Here is a 16,446-nt window from a genome sequence, read left to right as displayed (position 1 = left end):
TCATCTCTCCATTCAGGCCGTGACGGCGTCCTTGGCGTTCGCGCCACTTTTCACCTGCGCCTGATAGCGCACGATCTGCTGGGCCAGGTGTTCTGCGTCTTCGCGTACACCGGAGAAGCGCCCGGAGCCCCAGGTATGCAGCCAGGGAAGGCCAATAAAGTAGAGGCCCGGCTGCTGGGTGACGCCGCGCTCATGTTTGGGATGGCCCTGGCCATTGAACACGGCCGCATCCAGCCAGCCGAAATCGGGACGGAAGCCGATACACCAGAGAATGCTGGTGATGCCCGAGCCAGCCAGGTTCAGCGAGGTGCGCTCCTGTTGCGGCTCCCACACCGGGGTGTAAATGGAGGGACCTTCCTCGGTTTCGATGCCCTGTTTTTCGATCCAGGCATCAATGCGGGCGTTGATGTTGTTGAGGGTGGCATCCGCCTTGTTCAGGTTGTCCGCGAGGTTGGGCTGGAAGATCAGGTTTTCGCCGTCAAACTCGGTCATCTGGCCGTAGAGCTCCATCCCTTCCTTGGCGAATTCGCGCAGGTCGATATCGCGACCGCCATCACGGCCGGTGACATAGTGGTTGGTGTTGTTGCGAACGTTCTTGCCCAGTGGATGTTCGTTGACGGATATCTGGTAGTAACCCATGTCGTCCAGCCACTCCACCACATCCTTGCCACGGTAGAAGCGTGAGACGCGCGGTGCATTGCCGGTGGCGAGGAACACCTTGCGCCCGGACAGGTGCAGATCTTCGGCGATCTGCGCGCCCGACTGGCCTGAGCCCACCACCAACACGGCACCTTCGCGGAACTGGTCGGCGTTCTTGTACTGGGCCGAGTGCATCTGAAACACCGCTTCCGGCACCCGTTCCGCCATCCGCGGAATCACCGGAATGTGGTAGCCACCGGAGGCGACCACAACCTGGTCGGCACTGAAGTTGCCGTCCGAAGTGGAGAGCTGGTACACGCCGTCAGCGTCGGTCTCAACGCTATTAACGCTCACGCCTTCACGCACCGGGGCGTTCACCTTCGCTGCAAAGCGCTCCAGGTAGCCGATGGTTTCATCGCGGGTCATAAACCCTTTGGGGTCATCGCCATCATAGGGGTGGCCGGGCAGGTCGCACTGCCAGTTGGGCGTTACCAGGGTGAAGGCGTCCCAGCGCTCATTTTTCCAGCCGTGCATCAGGGTGTTTTTCTCAAGCACAAGGTGGTCAATCTGCAACTGCTTAAGGAAGTAGCTGATCGACAGGCCCGCCTGGCCGCCGCCGATAACAATAACGGGGTAGTGCTGTTTGGTTGTTTGCTCGTTACTCATGTGGGTATCCATCGTCTTTATCGGTTATCGGTTCAGGAGATGTGGGTGATCTCAATCTCGGGGTGCTCGCTGGTTTCAAAACGCGCGGCTTTTGCCTTGATGACGGACAGCTGGTCCATGGCGCTGGAGCAGAAGTAGCCAAATTTCTGCTCGACGCGGTGGCTGGCGGAATCGAGCGCCACCTCCGCTTTGCTGACGAACTCGGCCAGTGGCATTTTGTCGCCCGTCTTGAAGTGGTCGCGCACCACGGTTGAGGGGGAGTAACAGCTGTCTTCGCTGCCGTCGGGCCAGCGGACGTTGAAGTTAATTGCGGGCATTTTTAATTCTCCATCAATATCTTAGGGGCGTTTTTTAAAGCACTGTTAAAGGCTGGGTCTGAGGCGTTGTCAGCGCGCTGAGGCCGTGTCGGTCTCTGGGTGAAACCCCATCAGCGGTTGGCTGCCAAGGTCGCGTACCTGCACCTTTTGCGCGTCATGCGTCACCCAGAGCTGTTGGTCGTCGGTGATCGTGCCGATGGCTGAGGCGCTGATATCACGGCTGTGGAATTGCGCCAGCAGCGCCGGCAGTGACGCCTGATCTGTCGTCAGCAGGTAGCCAAAGCTTGGAAAGGCGCAGAGCCAGTCGGCCCAGCTGACGCCTTCAGGTTTTTCGATCGCATCCAGATCGATACGGGCGCCCACGCCAGAGCTTTCCAGCAGCATCAGCGCGGTGCCGATCAGTCCCGCCTGGCTGATATCCTTGGCGGCGCTGGCAAGCCCTTGCTCGGCGATTTCGGGTAGTAGCGCGATATCGTCGCGCAGGCGTTGGGCCGGCGCCTGCGTGGCGGCGTTCCAGTTTAGGTAGGGCGCACGGAAGGCACCCCGATGGTCGATGGCGGCGACCAGCACCTGCCCAGGTTGTGCCGCAAACGCACTGAGCAGCTGTTTCGCATGACCGAGAATGGAGACGGCGAGTTGCGCTTGATTAGCACGCAGGTTGGTGTGGCCGCCGATAATCGGTACGCCGAATGTCTCGGCAGCGGCACTCATGCCGGCGAAAATCTGCTGGGCGTGATCGACATCCCGATTCCACAGCGCGTTGACCACCGCCAACGGCCGACCACCCATGGCGGCGATATCGCTGATATTGACCATTACGCCACACCAGCCGGCAAACCAGGGGTCCTGTTCAACAAAGGCATTGAGAAACCCCTCCATTGCCAGCAGCGAGTAACCCTCGGGCCCGGGAATCGCGGCCGCGTCATCGCCGTTGGGGTGCCAGCCTTGCGGCAGGGGGGGCAGTTGTGGAGCCAGCCGGGCGATATCCTCTTTGTGGGCGATACCGGCGTACTGACTGACCTGTTCAATCAGCGTGCGCAGCTCAATGCTCATGCGCCTGTCTCCAGGGCGCTGGCCAGCTCGAGCAGTCCCGGTGCAATCTCCGCCGTTGAGCGGCGGTTACGACCGCGCAGCACGAAACCGCCAAAGGGGGTATGGCAGGGTGGGTAGTGATCCAGCTCCGCCTGCATGATGACGTGGGGCAGCCCACGCACGCTCTCTTCGCCGATGCGGGCCCAGTGCAGGCGACGGAACAGGGTTTCGTTCTGCGACTGCACCCGCGCCAGAAAGCAGCGACAACCCAGTGCATGGGCACTGGAAACCGCCAGCTTGATCAGCGTGGCCCCGAGATAGCCCTGGGTACGAAACGCCGGATCAACAGCCAGACGTGAGCCGTACCAGATTCCCGGCTCCTCTTCATGGATGCGCACGGTGCCCACCACCTGCTCATGCCAGCCGCCGTGACCGCCTAACGCCACCAGCAGTTGTGCCGATTGGTCGGTTAGATCCCGGTCGTCCTGTTCAAACAGCGACTGCTCGTCGCAGAACACGCGTCGGCGCAGGGCGTAGGCCTCGTTGGCCTCCCAATCGAGGCTGGCCCATTTAATGGTGTATTCGGAGTAGGCCGGATGGCGGTTTTTACTGGTCATAACGAAACCCTCGCACTCAGTGTTCGTACTCGGATAGGGTGGAGCAGGCTCCACAGCGGCCGCAGCCCGCCTTGATATCGCTGGAGCGCATGCTCGCCAGCTGCAGGCGTTTGCCGAGAGGCGCCAGGATCGACTCCATAAACTCGCTGCCCGGCGGTGTCAGATCCTCCAGCGGCGTACCGGTGATCGGCACGAACGGCACCACGAAGGGGTAAACGCCGATCTCGATCAGCTGCTCGCAGATCTCAAGAATCGCCTCCTTGCTATCCCCAAGGCCCGCCAGGATGTAGGTGCTGACCTGGCCACGACCAAAGACTGCAACCGCATCGCGAAAGGCAAGCAGATACTCCTCGATGGAAACCTCCGCCTTACCTGGCATCAGCTCCTTGCGCAGCTCAGGGGTTACCACCTCCAGATGCATACCGAGGGTGTCGATACCGGCATCCTTCATGCGCTGATACCAGATGGGATCATTGGGCGGTTCGCACTGGGCCTGGAGTGGCAGATCCACCGCCGCGCGGATCGCCTGCGCACTGTCGCAAAGAATGGCGGCACCACGATCCGCGGTCGCAGGCGTCCCGGTCGTCATCACCATGTGCTGCACGCCATCAAGCTCAACCGCGGCTTTTGCCACTTCAGCCAGTTGCTGCGGTGTTTTGCGGGCGATGGTGCGACCCGCCTGCAGCGACTGACCGATCGAGCAGAACTTGCACGCCTTGCGCCGGCTCTCATAGCGGATACAGGTTTGCAGCACGGTGGTGGCCAGCACGTCCTTGCTGTGCAGCGTGGCGATCTGCGAGTAGGGGATGCCGTCCTCGGTGCTGCGGTCGTAAAAACGCGGTGTCTCGGCAAAGGTGATATCCGCCAGCGGAATCGCATTCTCGACCAATCGGTGGCCGCTCTCGTCAGACTCCACTGCAAAAGGGGAGCGCCAGGCCGACTGGGTATAGATCGGTACCATCAGCGTGGTGGCATCGATGGTCACCGCCTGATGATCGGAAGGGCCGGCACCGCCACGGCGGCTGACATGGTCCTGATCGGCACTGTTCAGGCGCAGGCCGCGGGTCTGCAGCTCAGTAATCAAATGCTGGCGCTGGGTTGACTTGCTTAGGCTCATCATCGGCTCCTTGGAGGCTTTCATCCGCAGTGGGGGCAAGTGGACGGCTATAGCGGGCGGGCTCGTCGTTGATCGCCAGGCTCAGCAGCTCAGGGCGGGCGTAATGGCCCACGGAATCCATCATCCGCTTGCGTTTGGTAATGAGGCTGAAATCGAGATCGGCAATCACCATCCCTTCACCCTCGGTCAGTGGCGTCGCCAAGTGCTTGCCCTCCGGCGAGATAATGGCTGTGTTGCAGCCATCACGCAGGGCTTGCTGCAGCTTCTCATCCGGGGTGATCGACTCGATCTGTTCGTCATGCAGCCAGCCGGTGGAGTTGACCACGAAACAGCCGGACTCCAGCGCGTGGTGGCGAATGGTCGCTTCGATCTGATCGGTAAACACGGGGCCGACCAGTGAGCCGGGGAACTGGCTGCAATGGATCTGCTCGTGCTGGGCCATCAGTGCATAGCGGGCCAGCGGGTTGTAGTGCTCCCAACAGGCCAGAGCACCGACCCTGCCGACGGCGGTATCGGCAACCTTAAGGCCGGCGGCGTCGCCCTGACCCCAGATCATGCGCTCATGGTAGGTGGGCGTGATCTTGCGGCGCTTAAGCAGCAGTTTGCCGTCAGCGTTAAAGATCAGCTGGGTGTTGTAGAGGCTGCCATGATCACGCTCGTTCACGCCAAGCACGACCACCATGGCGTGCTTGCGGGCACGCTCGGCTACCGCGTCGGAGATCGGCCCCGGCACCACAACCGCTTCTTCATAGAGGCGCAGGTGCTCGGCGCCGCAGGCCACGGCGGGGTAAACAAAAGAGAAGTAGGGATAGTAGGGGACAAAGGTCTCCGGAAAGACGATCAATTCGACGCCTTTCGCTGCCGCTTCATCCATTGCATTCAGTACGTTGGCCAGCGTGCCGTTCGCGCTCCGAAGATCCGGAGCGATCTGAACGGCAGCGGCCCGTACCACTTTAGAGGTGGTCATGGCCGCTACGCTCCTTACAGGGTCCAGGTATCGAGGATGACCGCGTTGTCGCGCATGTGCAGGAGTTTCAGGTCCATCACATCCAGCGGATTGATCGGGCGGATCCCCTCAACCAGAGACGGCTCGCCGTGGCCATAGAGCGCCTGCAGGGCAAAGCGGCAGGCGTACACCTTGCCGCCTTCCGCCATGAACTTCTTCAGCTGGTTGGCGTAGTTCTGATGACCCGGGAACGCTTCATCACCGATGGTGGGGAAGCCACGCTGAAGACCCAGGGTAACGCCGGGTCCGTAAAGCAGAATGGAAGTCTCGTAGCCTTTGCGCTGCAGGCGGGTGGCCTGAAGCATGTTGACCAGGCCGATGGAGCCTTCAAAGGCAACGGTATGGAAGGTCACCAGCGCTTTTTCGCCAGGTTTCGCCTGAACATCTTCAAACACTTTCTCTTCGTAATCGACGAAGAAATCACCGGCTTTGTGCTGTGGCTGGGTTACGGTTGGCATAGTCTGTTACTCCATCTTTTTTGTCTTGAGTTGAACCAAAAGCAAAGTCGCGTTTGATTTTGTGCAATCAGAATGGAGCAATCGATATGCCAATTGATTTGGGTATGATTGCAATCAATATGCAATCAATGATTGGTGTCTAACTCAAAAATCGGATAAAAATTCAGATGCATGAGTTTTGTATATTATGCATATTTTCTAATTTAAGCGCTTGATTGTGCAGTATTAGTGCGTTAAGTCTCTATATGCTCTCTGTTGGGGCGCTCAATCCAATCAATTGGTTATTGTCGGTAGATATTTTCGATATAACAAATGGAGTAGAATGCCTGGTTGCAACTATCCGATTTATAGAGAAGAGTTGATTGCATTAATGAGTACACACGAGCTTCAGCGTTGGCGCCATCGGTTGGAATCAGAGAAAGGGACGCCTGCTTATCGCCTGATTGCCGATCTGATAGAAGAGGACGTTGATAGTGGGCGCCTCCAGGCAAGGGATCGGCTACCCACCCTGCGTGATCTGGCCTCGGCTGTCGGTATCAACTACACCACGGCGGCGCGAGCCTACAACGAAGCTCGGGCACGGGGATTGATCGACTCTCATCCCGGCTCTGGCACCTTTGTGAAGGGAAGGACGGTTAGCGTTCAGCCCAGCCGAGGTGACTATGAGATGACCATGAACCTGATGATCGAGCCGTCGATTCCGACGCTGGTGGAGCAGGTGCGTGACACCGCGATTTCGGTGATGGCGCAACATGATCTGTACTCGATGCTGCGCTATCAGGCGTTTGGCGGCTCGCCACGTTCGAAAGAGGCGGCGCTTAAATGGCTGGATCAGCGATTGAGTCGTGCGGTGCCTGAGCAGGTGCTGGTCTGTCCCGGTATTCATAGCGCGTTGGTGGGGCTGCTCACCAAACTGGTCGATCCCGGTAAGCTTGTATGCGTCGAAAGCCTGGCCTATCCCGGCATTAAAGCGATCGCTGCGCAGCTGGGGCTGACCCTGCACTCACTGGAGCGCGATGCCGATGGCCCGCTGGTGCGTCCGTTTGAGGAGGTGTGCAAGCAGGGTAACGTGGCCGTGCTGTATCTTAACCCGACCATTCAAAACCCGACCACCACGACGATTCCTCAGAGCCGGCGCGAGGCGCTGGCAGATGTGGCGCTGCGCTACAGCATTCCGATCATTGAAGATGACGCCTACACCTTGCTGAGCGAAGAACCGGAGACCCCGATCGCCGACCTGGCGCCGGAGCTGACCTACTACATCATGGGTACGGCCAAGTGCTTTGGGCCTGGGCTGCGTTCTGCGTTTGTGCATGCACCTTCGCGCCGTCAGGCGCAGCGCTTTGCCGGCGCCATGCGCGCGCTCTATGTGATGTCGAGTCCGCTGGTGGATGAGCTGGTGAGCAGCTGGATTCTGGATGGTACCGCTGAGGCGATGCGCAAGGCGATCCGCAACGAAGCGATCGCACGGCTGAAACTGGCCGAACAATACCTGGGGCGCCAGCGTATCGCCTCGGCCAAAGGGGCCTTTCATCTCTGGCTGAAACTGCCGAAGGCATCGAACTGGAACCCCTCGGAACTGGCCGTTCAATTGCGGGGTCACGGCGTCAGTGCGGTATCGAGCGCAGCATTCAGCACCGATAACAACCCGCCGGACGCACTGCGGCTATGCTTTGGTGGTCCGATCAGTCGCGACATATGGGAAGAGGGGCTACAGCATGTGGCCGACCTTATCGATCAGCCCGCCTACCTGTCATCACTGACAACCTGAACCGGAGCGCCTGATGAAACAGTACCTGGATTTATGTCGACGCATCATCGATGAAGGCGAATGGGTGACCAATCAGCGCACCGGCAAGCGCTGTCTGACACTGATTAACGCGGATCTCAGCTATAACGTAGCCGCCAATGAGCTGCCGCTGATCACGACCCGTAAAAGCTACTGGAAAGCGGCCATCGCAGAGCTGCTCGGTTATATCCGCGGTTATGACAATGCCGCCGACTTTCGCAAGCTGGGTACCAAAACCTGGGATGCCAATTCCAACGAGAATGCCGACTGGCTGGCGAACCCCTGCCGTAAAGGGGCGGACGATATGGGGCGGGTTTATGGTGTTCAGGGGCGTCACTGGCGCACGCCTGAGGGAAAAGAGGTCGACCAGCTGGCCAAGCTGGTAGGTAATCTGAAACGGGGCATAGACGACCGTGGCGAGATCCTGAGCTTCTATAACCCCGGTGAGTTTCATCTCGGTTGCCTGCGACCCTGCATGCACACCCATACCTTCTCGCTACTCGGCGACACGCTTTATCTGACCTCCTATCAGCGCTCCTGCGATGTGCCGCTGGGTCTGAACTTCAATCAGGTGCAGGTGTTTGCGCTGTTGCGACTGATCGCGCAGATCACCGGCCATAAGCCGGGTACCGCCTTTCACAAGATCGTCAATGCGCATATCTATGAGGACCAGCTGGAGTTGCTGCGCGATGTGCAGCTCAAACGGGAACCCTTCCCGCTACCCAGCCTCGAGATCAATCCGGATATCCGCACCCTGGATGATCTCGAAAACTGGGTCACCCTCGACGATTTCAAGGTCGAGGGTTACCAGAGTCATCCGCCGATCGCTTATCCGTTTTCGGTTTAAAAGGTTTGGGTTTAAACATCAGGCCGAAGGGATCAGGGCCCGCAGTATCAGTGCCGCCAGATAGGTGACACTGACACTGGCGCTCCAGATCGCCACCAGTCACAGCAGTTGATGCAGGCTTTTTGATTTCAGCATATCAGTGATATCCATCAGTGATACGCGTCTTCAGCACTCACCTTGCCGCGGAACACATAGTAGGACCAGGCGCTGTACATCAGGATGATCGGTATGGTCACCAGGGCGCCGACCAGTGCGAAACCCTGACTGGACGCGGGAGAAGAAGCCTCCCAGATGCTCACCGAAGGCGGTATCACGTTGGGCCAGAGGCTGATCCCCAAGCCGAGGAAGCCCAGCATCATCACCAGCAGCGTCATCACGAACGGTGCACTCTCGCCATGAGCTACCGAACGCAGCAGCAGTACACAGGCGACCAGCGTCAGTATCGGCAAGGGCGCAAGCCAGAACAGGTTTGGCGTGCTGAACCAGCGCTCGGCAATCGCCTCGTGAGCCAGCGGCGTCCATACGGAAATCACCAGCATAAACAGCAGCAACATCCAGACCAGCGGCTTGGTCAGCCTGCGCATGATGTTCTGCAGGATGTCATCCGTTTTCATGATCAGCCAGGTGCTGCCCAGCAGTGCGTAGGCGGCCGTCAGCGCCACGCCGCAGAATAGAGCGAAGGGGCTGAACCAGTCCCAGGCGCCGCCCGCGAACTGGCCATTGGCCATCTCGATGCCACTCATATAGGCACCAAGGATGACGCCCTGGGATAAGCTCGCCAGCAGCGAACCACCGAAAAATGCCTTGTCCCAGAGGTGACGGCTTTTATCGCTGGATTTCGCCCGTGCTTCGAAGGCGACCCCACGCAGTATCAAGCCGATCAGCATAAACACAATCGGCAGGTAAAGGGCGCTGAGCACCACGGCGTAGGCCAAGGGAAAGGCCGCCATCAACGCAGCGCCGCCCATGACCAGCCAGGTCTCGTTGCCATCCCAGATCGGCGCCACACTGGCCATCATCCGATCACGGTCATCGTCGGATGAGACAAAGGGAAACAGCAGGCCCACGCCCAGATCAAAGCCATCAGCGATGACATAGAGCATGATGCCAATCAGGATGATGACGGCCCAGATTACAGCGGTATCGACACCCATGGTTATTCCCCCCGGTTAGCGTCAGAGATGTTCGGCCGGCGCACAGTGGACAGCGTGGTGTCGCTATCGTCATCCTCGTCGCTGTGATCAGGCCCTTTCCTTATCAGGCTAAGCATATAGCGGATACCGGTACCGAAGATCAGCACATAAACCAGCACGAAAAGCACCAGGGTGATAGTGAGCTCATTCACCTGATGAGGGCTGGCGGCATCGGCGGTTTTCAGCACGCCATAAACAACCCAGGGCTGGCGCCCCAGCTCGGTGGTAAACCAACCCGCCAGCAGCGCGATAAGCCCGGAGGGTCCCATCAGCAGGGCAAAGCGCAGTAGATAAGGGTTGCCAAAAAGCTTACGCCGCCACAGGGCCCAGCTGCCCCAGAGGCCAAGCACCAGCATCAGCATACCCAGGCCCACCATGACCCGGAACGTCCAGAATACGGCGGTTGCATTGGGTCGCTCGTCCGCCGGAAACTCCGATAATCCCTTGAAGGTGCCGTCCCAGCTATGGGTCAGTATCAGGCTGCCAAGGCGCGGAATACCGAACGCATAGTGAGTGGTTTCCGCTTCGTTGTCGGGCCAGCCAAAGAGCAGTAGTGGTACGCCTTCACCTTCGCCTTCATTGCGCCAATGCCCCTCCATGGCCGCCACTTTGGCCGGTTGGTGCTCCAGTGTATTCAGGCCATGGGCGTCGCCGGCGATGATCTGCAACGGCGTAGTGACCGCCAGCATGATGATCGACATCGCCAGCATGGTGCGGATCGCTGCGGAGTCCCGCCCCTTGAGCAGGTGCCAGGCGGCGCTAGCGCCGACCAACAGTGCGGTGCAGAGAAACGCAGCCAGGCCCATATGCACGAGACGATAAGGAAACGACGGGTTGAAGATGATCGCGAGCCAGTCGGTAGGTACCACTGCGCCGTCAACGATTTCGTAGCCGGCGGGGGTGTGCATCCAGGAGTTGGATGCCAGTATCCAGGTGGTGGAGATCAGCGTGCCGATGGCGACCATGATGGTGGCAAAGAAGTGTATTTTCTCGCCCACCTTGTTCCAGCCAAACAGCATCACGCCGAGAAAGCCCGCCTCTACGAAGAAGGCGGTGAGCACCTCGTAAGCGAGCAGTGGGCCGGTGATACTGCCAGCAAAAGAGGAGAACCCGCTCCAGTTGGTGCCGAACTCGTAGGCCATGACCACACCGGATACCACGCCCATGCCGAAGTTGAGCGCGAATATTCGGCTCCAGAAGTGGTAGAGCTGCTTGAATACCGGGTTACGCGTGCGCAGCCAGCACCCTTCCAGTACCGCCAGGTAACTGGCCAGCCCGATGGTGATGGCGGGAAAAATGATATGGAAAGACACGGTGAACCCAAACTGGATCCGTGCCAGCAATAACGCAGTGTCGTGCACGGTGACTCCTTGATCGCCTAGATCGTTTTAGCCAGGAAGGTTGTCTCTTTTGAGGCGTGAACCTGGGTGCCTTCAAAGTGAAATGTCAGTTCTGTTCTTGCTGGCAGGCCTTCCTGATTGCAGACCCGGTAAGGCAGCCAGGTGGCGTTGCTTTCATTAAGGTCGATTTCTGCAGGGCCGAAGAGTTCAAACTGACCCTCTCCATTAACCGAGATACGCACCAGCGAGTCAGAGAGATCAAAGCCCTCAACCTTGATGCGGTAGTTGTTGCAGATATGGTGCTCATCCAGCTGGGTGAAGAGTGCGCCACGATCGCGGCGGATCTCCACCAGCAGATCGGTGGTGCCGGTAAAGCCGTAAACGACGGCGCTGCAGGCTGTGAGCATCACCGCAGCATATCCGGCCAGTCGCGGGCGCAGCAGCGGTGAGTGCTTGTGTTCAAGCTGGGCTTCGGAGGCAAAGCGGATCAGCCCGGTGGGGCGGTTCAGTTTGCTCATCACCGTATCGCAGGCATCGATGCAGGCAGCGCAGTCGATGCAGGCCGCTTGCAGGCCGTCACGAATATCGATACCGGTGGGGCAGACCTGAACGCAAAGGCCGCAGTCGATGCAGTCGCCACTGTTGGCATCGGCGTTGCGCCGGTTGGCGCGGGGCTCGCCGCGGGCGGTATCGTAGCTGACCGTGCGGGTATCGCGATCGAACATCACCCCCTGAAAGCGGGAATAGGGGCAGGCGTGCAGGCAGATTTTCTCACGCACCAGGCCGGCATTGGCGTAGGTCAGCCCGGCCATGATCACCAGCCAGCCGGCAACGCCGGTGCCCATCTCAAGCTGCAGAGCACTACCGACCAGTTCACGGATAGGGATGAAATAGCCGGTAAAGGTGAGCGCGGTTAGGGTGGCGAGAACGATCCAGAGCAGGTGCTTGGCACTGCGGCGTAGCAATCGCTCTGCGTTCATCGCTTTGTTTTCGGCGCGGGCCCTGACGCTGGCGCGCCCCTCGGTCAGATCCTCGATACGGATAAACAGCCAGGTCCAGATACTCTGCGGACAGGCAAAGCCACACCAGACACGCCCCCAGGCGACGGCGAGAAAAAACAGCAGGCAGGCACCGGCGATCATCAGCCCGGCCAGCAGTGGCAGGTCATGCCAGGAGAGCGCATTACCGAACAGGATCAGCTTGCGCTGCGCGAACGAGAACATCAGCCAGGGTTGCCCATCCACCTGCACCCATACCAGGCCAAAGAACAGAGCGAGCATCGGCCAACTGCTGAGTCGGCGCAGATTCTGAAAGCGGCCTTTGGTGAGGCGGACGTGAAACTTGCCATCTCGGGCAAAGGGCGGCGTGTAATCTTGAACGACGGGTATCTTTTCCATTGCGGTACATCCCAGCTTTTTTAACTGGGCCCAGATTACGCTTGTGCGTTTAATAGGTTCAGGTATAAATAAATTAAACTTAATCGGTACAGATTAAGCGAAGCCACAAACTGGAAAGCAGAGAGCGAGATGGAATCTGAGTATCGCTACCAGCAACTGGAGAACTGGTTGCTACAGGGGATTTTGGAGCAGCGCTGGCGCCTGGGGGAGCGCCTGCCTTCGATTCGCACCCTGTGTCAGGAGCAGGGGTTGTCCAAGGCTACCGTGCAGCATGCGCTGCAACGGCTGGAGGCTCAGGGGCTGCTGGAGGCGCGTCCCAAGGCGGGCTATTTTGTCGCGCTGCAGCCTGACGGTGTAAAAAAGCCGCTGAGCCGCGCCCGTATCGAAGCGCCGCGCCCCGTCAGTGTCAGTGATCTACTGCTGGATATCATGCGGCGCAGTGCCGCGTTTGATCTGCTGCCGGATCTGAACAGTGGCGATCTGCCGCCCGGCATCGTGGCGCTGAACCGCTCCATCGGTCGTTCGCTGCGGCGTCAGAAGGGTGAAGACTATCAGTACTACGATGAACCGGCCGGGGATCGCCAACTGCGCGAGCAGCTTGCGCTGCATGCCGCACGGCGCGGCTGGAGTGTTTCACCGGAGCAGCTCTGTATTACCTCTGGCTGCCAGCATGCGTTGTTTCTGGCGCTGATGGCCTGCTGTGAGCGCGGTGATGTGGTCGCTGTCGAATCTCCCGGCTTTTATGGCGTGCTGCAACTGCTGGAGCAACTCGACCTGCGTGTTGTCGAGGTGCCCACCTCGGTGGAAAGCGGCATTGATATCGATGCCCTGGAAGAGGTGCTGGAGCGCTGGAAGGTCAGGGCCTGCATCGTCTCACCGGCGTTTGGCACGCCTGGTGGTGCGTTGATGCCGCTGGCGTCGAAGCAGCGGCTGCTGGCATTGGCAGAGCGCCATAACCTGGCCGTGATCGAGGATGATATCTACGCCGATACCGCTCAGGGTTCGGCGCCGGATCCACTCAAAGCACTGGATAGCGATAACCGCGTCATTCTGTGCAGTTCCTTCTCCAAGTGTCTGTCGCGGGACCTGCGTCTGGGGTGGGTGTCCGGGGCGCGCTGGCATGATCGCATTCAGCACCTGAAGCTGGTCACCCAGCTGGCCAGCAGCCGTTATCTTCAGCAGGGTGTTGCCGAGTTCATGGCCGATGGCGGTTTTAGTGCGCACCTGCGCCGGCAGCGCAATGAGCTGCGTGGTAATCGCGACCAGCTGATCGCAGAGCTCCATGCCTGGCCGGGCGAGGTGCGCGTGACGGCGCCCCAGGGCGGCCTGGCCGTTTGGGTTGAGCTACCCGAACATGTGGATACGCTGGCGGCCTATGGCGAGGGGCTTGAGCAGGGCGTGGTTATTACGCCGGGTCCGCTATTCTCGGTGTCCGGGCAGTTCGCCAACTGTCTGCGCATCAGTTTTGCTCATCCATGGAACGCCTCCCGAACCCGGGCGCTGAGGCGCTTGCCAGAACTGCTGCAGATCTGAGACTTATCACTGTACCTGTTTATGACTGCACCTATTTAAAACTGTACCCATTCATATTTAATATTTTGAGCCTGATCCTTATCTGTCCCCGCCGGTAGTCTGCCAGCCTGACCACCAACTTTCAGGGGGAAGATCAGGTGTACCACTACGATTCCTATGACCGCGCCCTGGTGCAGGCGCGGGTCGAACAGTTCCGCGATCAGGTTTCACGCCGCCTCAGTGGCGCGTTGAGCGAGGAGGAGTTTCTGCCGCTACGCTTGCAGAACGGTGTCTACCTGCAGCGTCATGCCTATATGCTCAGGGTCGCCATTCCATACGGCACCCTGGCGTCCGATCAGTTGCGCACGCTGGCCAGGATTGCCGACGAGTACGACCGCGGCTATGGCCATTTCACCACGCGGCAGAATATTCAGTTCAACTGGGTTGAGCTGGAGCAGGTGCCCGATATCCTGCAGGTGCTCGCCAATAGCGATATGCACGCGATCCAGACCTCCGGTAACTGTGTGCGCAATATCACCACGGAAGCCTTTGCCGGTGTCGCCGGGGACGAGCTGATTGACCCGCGCCCGCTGGCCGAGATCATGCGCCAGTGGTCCACGGTAAACCCGGAGTTTCTGTTCCTGCCGCGTAAGTTCAAGATCGCGATCTCCTCGTCCGATTCCGACCGGGCGGCAGTGCGTTCGCACGATATCGGCCTCTATCTATACCGCGGCGAAAGCGGTGAAATGCTGCTGAAGGTGATGGTGGGTGGCGGTTTGGGCCGCACGCCGATTCTGAATGAAACCGTGCGTGAAGGTCTGCCCTGGCAGCACCTGCTGACTTATGTCGAGGCGGTGCTGCGGGTCTATAACCGCTACGGCCGCCGCGATAACAAGTACAAGGCGCGTATCAAGATTCTGGTTAAAGCCCTCGGGGTCGAAACCTTTGCCAAAGAGGTGGAGCGGGAGTGGGAGCAGATTCGCGATGGTGTCGCGGAGCTGACCAACGAGGAATATGACCGCGTGGCGAGGGGTTTTGCGCCGCCAGCGTATGAGCGCATCGATGCGCTGGATCCGGAATATGGCGCCTGGCTGGCGCGGGATGCCGCCTTTGCCGTATGGGCGCAGAACAACACCCAGGCGCACAAGGTGCCGGGCTACGCCTCGGTGGTGCTATCAACCAAACCGGGCGCGGCGGCCCCGCCGGGAGATGTCACCGGTGAGCAGATGCGCACCGTGGCGGACCTTGCCGACAAGTATGGTTTCGGTGAGATCCGAGTGGCACATGAGCAGAACCTGGTGCTGCCCGATATCCGCAAACGCGACCTCTACCTACTCTGGAAAGCCCTGCAGGCAAATAACCTGGCAACGCCTAACGTGGGGTTGTTGAGCGATGTGATCTCCTGCCCGGGTGGCGATTACTGCTCGTTGGCCAGCACCCGATCTCTGCCGGTGGCGCGTGCCATCCAACAGCGTTTCGATGATCTCGATTTCCTGCATGATCTGGGCGGGCTGAGTCTGAATATCTCCGGCTGCGTGAACGCCTGTGGCCACCACCATATCGGCAATATCGGTATCCTCGGCGTCGACAAAAAGGGGGAGGAGTTCTTCCAGATCACCATTGGCGGCTCCCAGGGCAAAGAGAGCGCCATCGGCAAGGTGCTGGGCCGGGCATTCCGCGCAGAGGAGGTGCCGGAGGCGATCGATCGACTGCTCTCCGTTTACCTCAATTACCGCGAATTGGAGGAGCGGTTCGTGGACACGGTGCGGCGCATCGGGCTCGAACCGTTCAAGGAGGGCGTTTATCGCCAGAACGATAACCTGAATGACGGCCAGAAAGGCGACCAACAATCCCAGCAAAACCCGGTCAAGGCGGAGGTCAGCGCATGAATAACACCCTTGGTATGATCGATGGAGTTGCCACCCACCTGGTCGATGACGACTGGGTGCTGGTTGACGATGAACAGGAGCGGGCAACGGGTGGCAAAGCGATTTTGTCGCTGGAGCGCTGGAAAAAGCGGGTGCTGGTCGAAGGGGAGGAAACGGATAGCTGCGGCGTGCTTTTGGGGCCGGACGATGAGCTGGAAGAGGTGTTCCCCTGGATCGACAGGATTCCTCTGATCGCGCTGCAGTTCCCCAGCTTTCGTGATGGTCGTGCATACAGCCAGGCCAACCTGCTGAGAACCCGTTACAAATTCAAAGGCGACCTGAGAGCGGTTGGCGATGTGTTGCGTGACCAGCTGGCGCTGATGCGCCACTGTGGTTTCAGTTCCTTTGTGGTACGTGAAGACAAATCGGTCGCCGATGCGCTCAAGGGGCTGGAAGGTTTCGATCTGATCTACGCGGGATCCGCAGCGAACCCCGAGCCTCTTTTCAGGAGACGCGGCCCAGGTTCGTAATGTGAGTGCGTGACATGAGCTGGTAATCATAAGGTGAGCTTTCAAGAGCGGCGTCTCTTTGAATTAACCGACTGATGCGCCGGCTCCTGCTAACATGGCGTCCGGCAGCTGCTATTTA

Annotated in this window: 15 protein-coding genes; 5 read left to right on the top strand and 10 right to left on the bottom strand. The window is 59.3% G+C overall.

All coding sequences use genetic code 11. The features are described from left to right. Positions 1-12: 12 nt before the first annotated feature. The 7 genes from CLV83_RS06225 to CLV83_RS06195 form a co-directional block, all read right to left on the bottom strand. Positions 13-1,305, bottom strand: a complete 1,293-nt coding sequence (locus CLV83_RS06225) for an MSMEG_0569 family flavin-dependent oxidoreductase (protein WP_132289007.1) — start codon at positions 1,303-1,305, stop codon at positions 13-15. Between the two features lie 32 nt (positions 1,306-1,337). Beyond that, complete coding sequence (locus CLV83_RS06220; RefSeq protein ID WP_132289005.1) at positions 1,338-1,622, bottom strand: MSMEG_0570 family nitrogen starvation response protein; 285 nt, start codon at positions 1,620-1,622, stop codon at positions 1,338-1,340. Positions 1,623-1,691: 69 nt separating this feature from the next. Next, the gene (locus tag CLV83_RS06215) at positions 1,692-2,675 is read right to left on the bottom strand and encodes a sll0787 family AIR synthase-like protein (RefSeq protein WP_132289002.1); all 984 of its coding nucleotides are present in this window, start codon (positions 2,673-2,675) and stop codon (positions 1,692-1,694) included. Next, on the bottom strand, positions 2,672-3,271 hold the full coding sequence (locus tag CLV83_RS06210; protein WP_132288999.1) for an MSMEG_0567/Sll0786 family nitrogen starvation N-acetyltransferase: 600 nt from the start codon (positions 3,269-3,271) through the stop codon (positions 2,672-2,674). Before CLV83_RS06210 ends, CLV83_RS06215 begins: the two co-directional genes overlap by 4 nt. A gap of 16 nt (positions 3,272-3,287) precedes the next feature. After that, entirely contained in the window at positions 3,288-4,388 is a 1,101-nt protein-coding gene (locus tag CLV83_RS06205) for an MSMEG_0568 family radical SAM protein (RefSeq protein WP_132288996.1), read from the bottom strand. Next, complete coding sequence (locus tag CLV83_RS06200; protein ID WP_132288993.1) at positions 4,345-5,355, bottom strand: Nit6803 family nitrilase; 1,011 nt, start codon at positions 5,353-5,355, stop codon at positions 4,345-4,347. Before CLV83_RS06200 ends, CLV83_RS06205 begins: the two co-directional genes overlap by 44 nt. A gap of 14 nt (positions 5,356-5,369) precedes the next feature. Then, positions 5,370-5,852: an MSMEG_0572/Sll0783 family nitrogen starvation response protein gene (locus tag CLV83_RS06195; RefSeq protein ID WP_104001706.1), complete on the bottom strand. Its 483-nt coding sequence runs from the start codon at positions 5,850-5,852 to the stop codon at positions 5,370-5,372. A gap of 370 nt (positions 5,853-6,222) precedes the next feature. On the opposite strand from CLV83_RS06195, the gene CLV83_RS06190 reads away from it, so the two are divergent. Both CLV83_RS06190 and CLV83_RS06185 read left to right on the top strand, forming a co-directional pair. Further along, positions 6,223-7,623 (top strand): aminotransferase-like domain-containing protein, encoded by a 1,401-nt coding sequence (locus CLV83_RS06190; RefSeq protein ID WP_207894744.1) that lies wholly within the window; start codon positions 6,223-6,225, stop codon positions 7,621-7,623. A gap of 13 nt (positions 7,624-7,636) precedes the next feature. Then, positions 7,637-8,488 carry a thymidylate synthase gene (locus tag CLV83_RS06185; RefSeq protein WP_104001707.1) on the top strand — a complete coding sequence of 284 codons (852 nt, stop codon included), beginning with the start codon at positions 7,637-7,639 and terminating at the stop codon, positions 8,486-8,488. Positions 8,489-8,637: 149 nt separating this feature from the next. On the opposite strand, the gene cydB is transcribed toward CLV83_RS06185, so the two are convergent. The 3 genes from cydB to ccoG are packed head-to-tail and all read right to left on the bottom strand — an operon-like array spanning position 8,638 to position 12,418. Continuing rightward, positions 8,638-9,642: a cytochrome d ubiquinol oxidase subunit II gene (gene cydB / locus CLV83_RS06180; protein ID WP_132288990.1), complete on the bottom strand. Its 1,005-nt coding sequence runs from the start codon at positions 9,640-9,642 to the stop codon at positions 8,638-8,640. Between the two features lie 2 nt (positions 9,643-9,644). Then, on the bottom strand, positions 9,645-11,042 hold the full coding sequence (locus CLV83_RS06175; protein ID WP_132288987.1) for a cytochrome ubiquinol oxidase subunit I: 1,398 nt from the start codon (positions 11,040-11,042) through the stop codon (positions 9,645-9,647). Between the two features lie 17 nt (positions 11,043-11,059). Next, entirely contained in the window at positions 11,060-12,418 is a 1,359-nt protein-coding gene (ccoG, locus tag CLV83_RS06170) for a cytochrome c oxidase accessory protein CcoG (RefSeq protein ID WP_132288984.1), read from the bottom strand. A 129-nt stretch (positions 12,419-12,547) separates the two neighbouring features. On the opposite strand from ccoG, the gene CLV83_RS06165 reads away from it, so the two are divergent. From CLV83_RS06165 to CLV83_RS06155, 3 genes are all read left to right on the top strand, one after another. Then, positions 12,548-13,951, top strand: a complete 1,404-nt coding sequence (locus CLV83_RS06165) for an aminotransferase-like domain-containing protein (RefSeq protein WP_132288981.1) — start codon at positions 12,548-12,550, stop codon at positions 13,949-13,951. A gap of 137 nt (positions 13,952-14,088) precedes the next feature. Then, entirely contained in the window at positions 14,089-15,819 is a 1,731-nt protein-coding gene (locus tag CLV83_RS06160) for a nitrite/sulfite reductase (RefSeq protein WP_132288978.1), read from the top strand. Continuing rightward, positions 15,816-16,328 (top strand): DUF934 domain-containing protein, encoded by a 513-nt coding sequence (locus tag CLV83_RS06155; protein WP_132288975.1) that lies wholly within the window; start codon positions 15,816-15,818, stop codon positions 16,326-16,328. The genes CLV83_RS06160 and CLV83_RS06155 overlap by 4 nt, the downstream gene beginning before the upstream one ends. The last annotated feature ends 118 nt before the right edge of the window (positions 16,329-16,446 follow it).

Source organism: Marinobacterium mangrovicola, assembly GCF_004339595.1.
Taxonomy (GTDB): Bacteria; Pseudomonadota; Gammaproteobacteria; order Pseudomonadales; family Balneatricaceae; genus Marinobacterium_D; species Marinobacterium_D mangrovicola.
This window is presented reverse-complemented; position numbering and strand designations above follow the sequence as displayed.

What these genes read in the sequence shown, in the direction of transcription:
- CLV83_RS06155 (WP_132288975.1), top strand. Translation starts at nt 15,816, where the DNA reads ATGAATAACACCCTTGGTATGATCGATGGAGTTGCCACCCACCTGGTC.
- CLV83_RS06225 (WP_132289007.1), bottom strand. Translation starts at nt 1,305, where the DNA reads ATGAGTAACGAGCAAACAACCAAACAGCACTACCCCGTTATTGTTATC.
- CLV83_RS06195 (WP_104001706.1), bottom strand. Translation starts at nt 5,852, where the DNA reads ATGCCAACCGTAACCCAGCCACAGCACAAAGCCGGTGATTTCTTCGTC.
- ccoG (WP_132288984.1), bottom strand. Translation starts at nt 12,418, where the DNA reads ATGGAAAAGATACCCGTCGTTCAAGATTACACGCCGCCCTTTGCCCGA.
- CLV83_RS06205 (WP_132288996.1), bottom strand. Translation starts at nt 4,388, where the DNA reads ATGAGCCTAAGCAAGTCAACCCAGCGCCAGCATTTGATTACTGAGCTG.
- CLV83_RS06215 (WP_132289002.1), bottom strand. Translation starts at nt 2,675, where the DNA reads ATGAGCATTGAGCTGCGCACGCTGATTGAACAGGTCAGTCAGTACGCC.
- CLV83_RS06185 (WP_104001707.1), top strand. Translation starts at nt 7,637, where the DNA reads ATGAAACAGTACCTGGATTTATGTCGACGCATCATCGATGAAGGCGAA.
- CLV83_RS06200 (WP_132288993.1), bottom strand. Translation starts at nt 5,355, where the DNA reads ATGACCACCTCTAAAGTGGTACGGGCCGCTGCCGTTCAGATCGCTCCG.
- CLV83_RS06165 (WP_132288981.1), top strand. Translation starts at nt 12,548, where the DNA reads ATGGAATCTGAGTATCGCTACCAGCAACTGGAGAACTGGTTGCTACAG.
- cydB (WP_132288990.1), bottom strand. Translation starts at nt 9,642, where the DNA reads ATGGGTGTCGATACCGCTGTAATCTGGGCCGTCATCATCCTGATTGGC.
- CLV83_RS06220 (WP_132289005.1), bottom strand. Translation starts at nt 1,622, where the DNA reads ATGCCCGCAATTAACTTCAACGTCCGCTGGCCCGACGGCAGCGAAGAC.
- CLV83_RS06190 (WP_207894744.1), top strand. Translation starts at nt 6,223, where the DNA reads ATGAGTACACACGAGCTTCAGCGTTGGCGCCATCGGTTGGAATCAGAG.
- CLV83_RS06210 (WP_132288999.1), bottom strand. Translation starts at nt 3,271, where the DNA reads ATGACCAGTAAAAACCGCCATCCGGCCTACTCCGAATACACCATTAAA.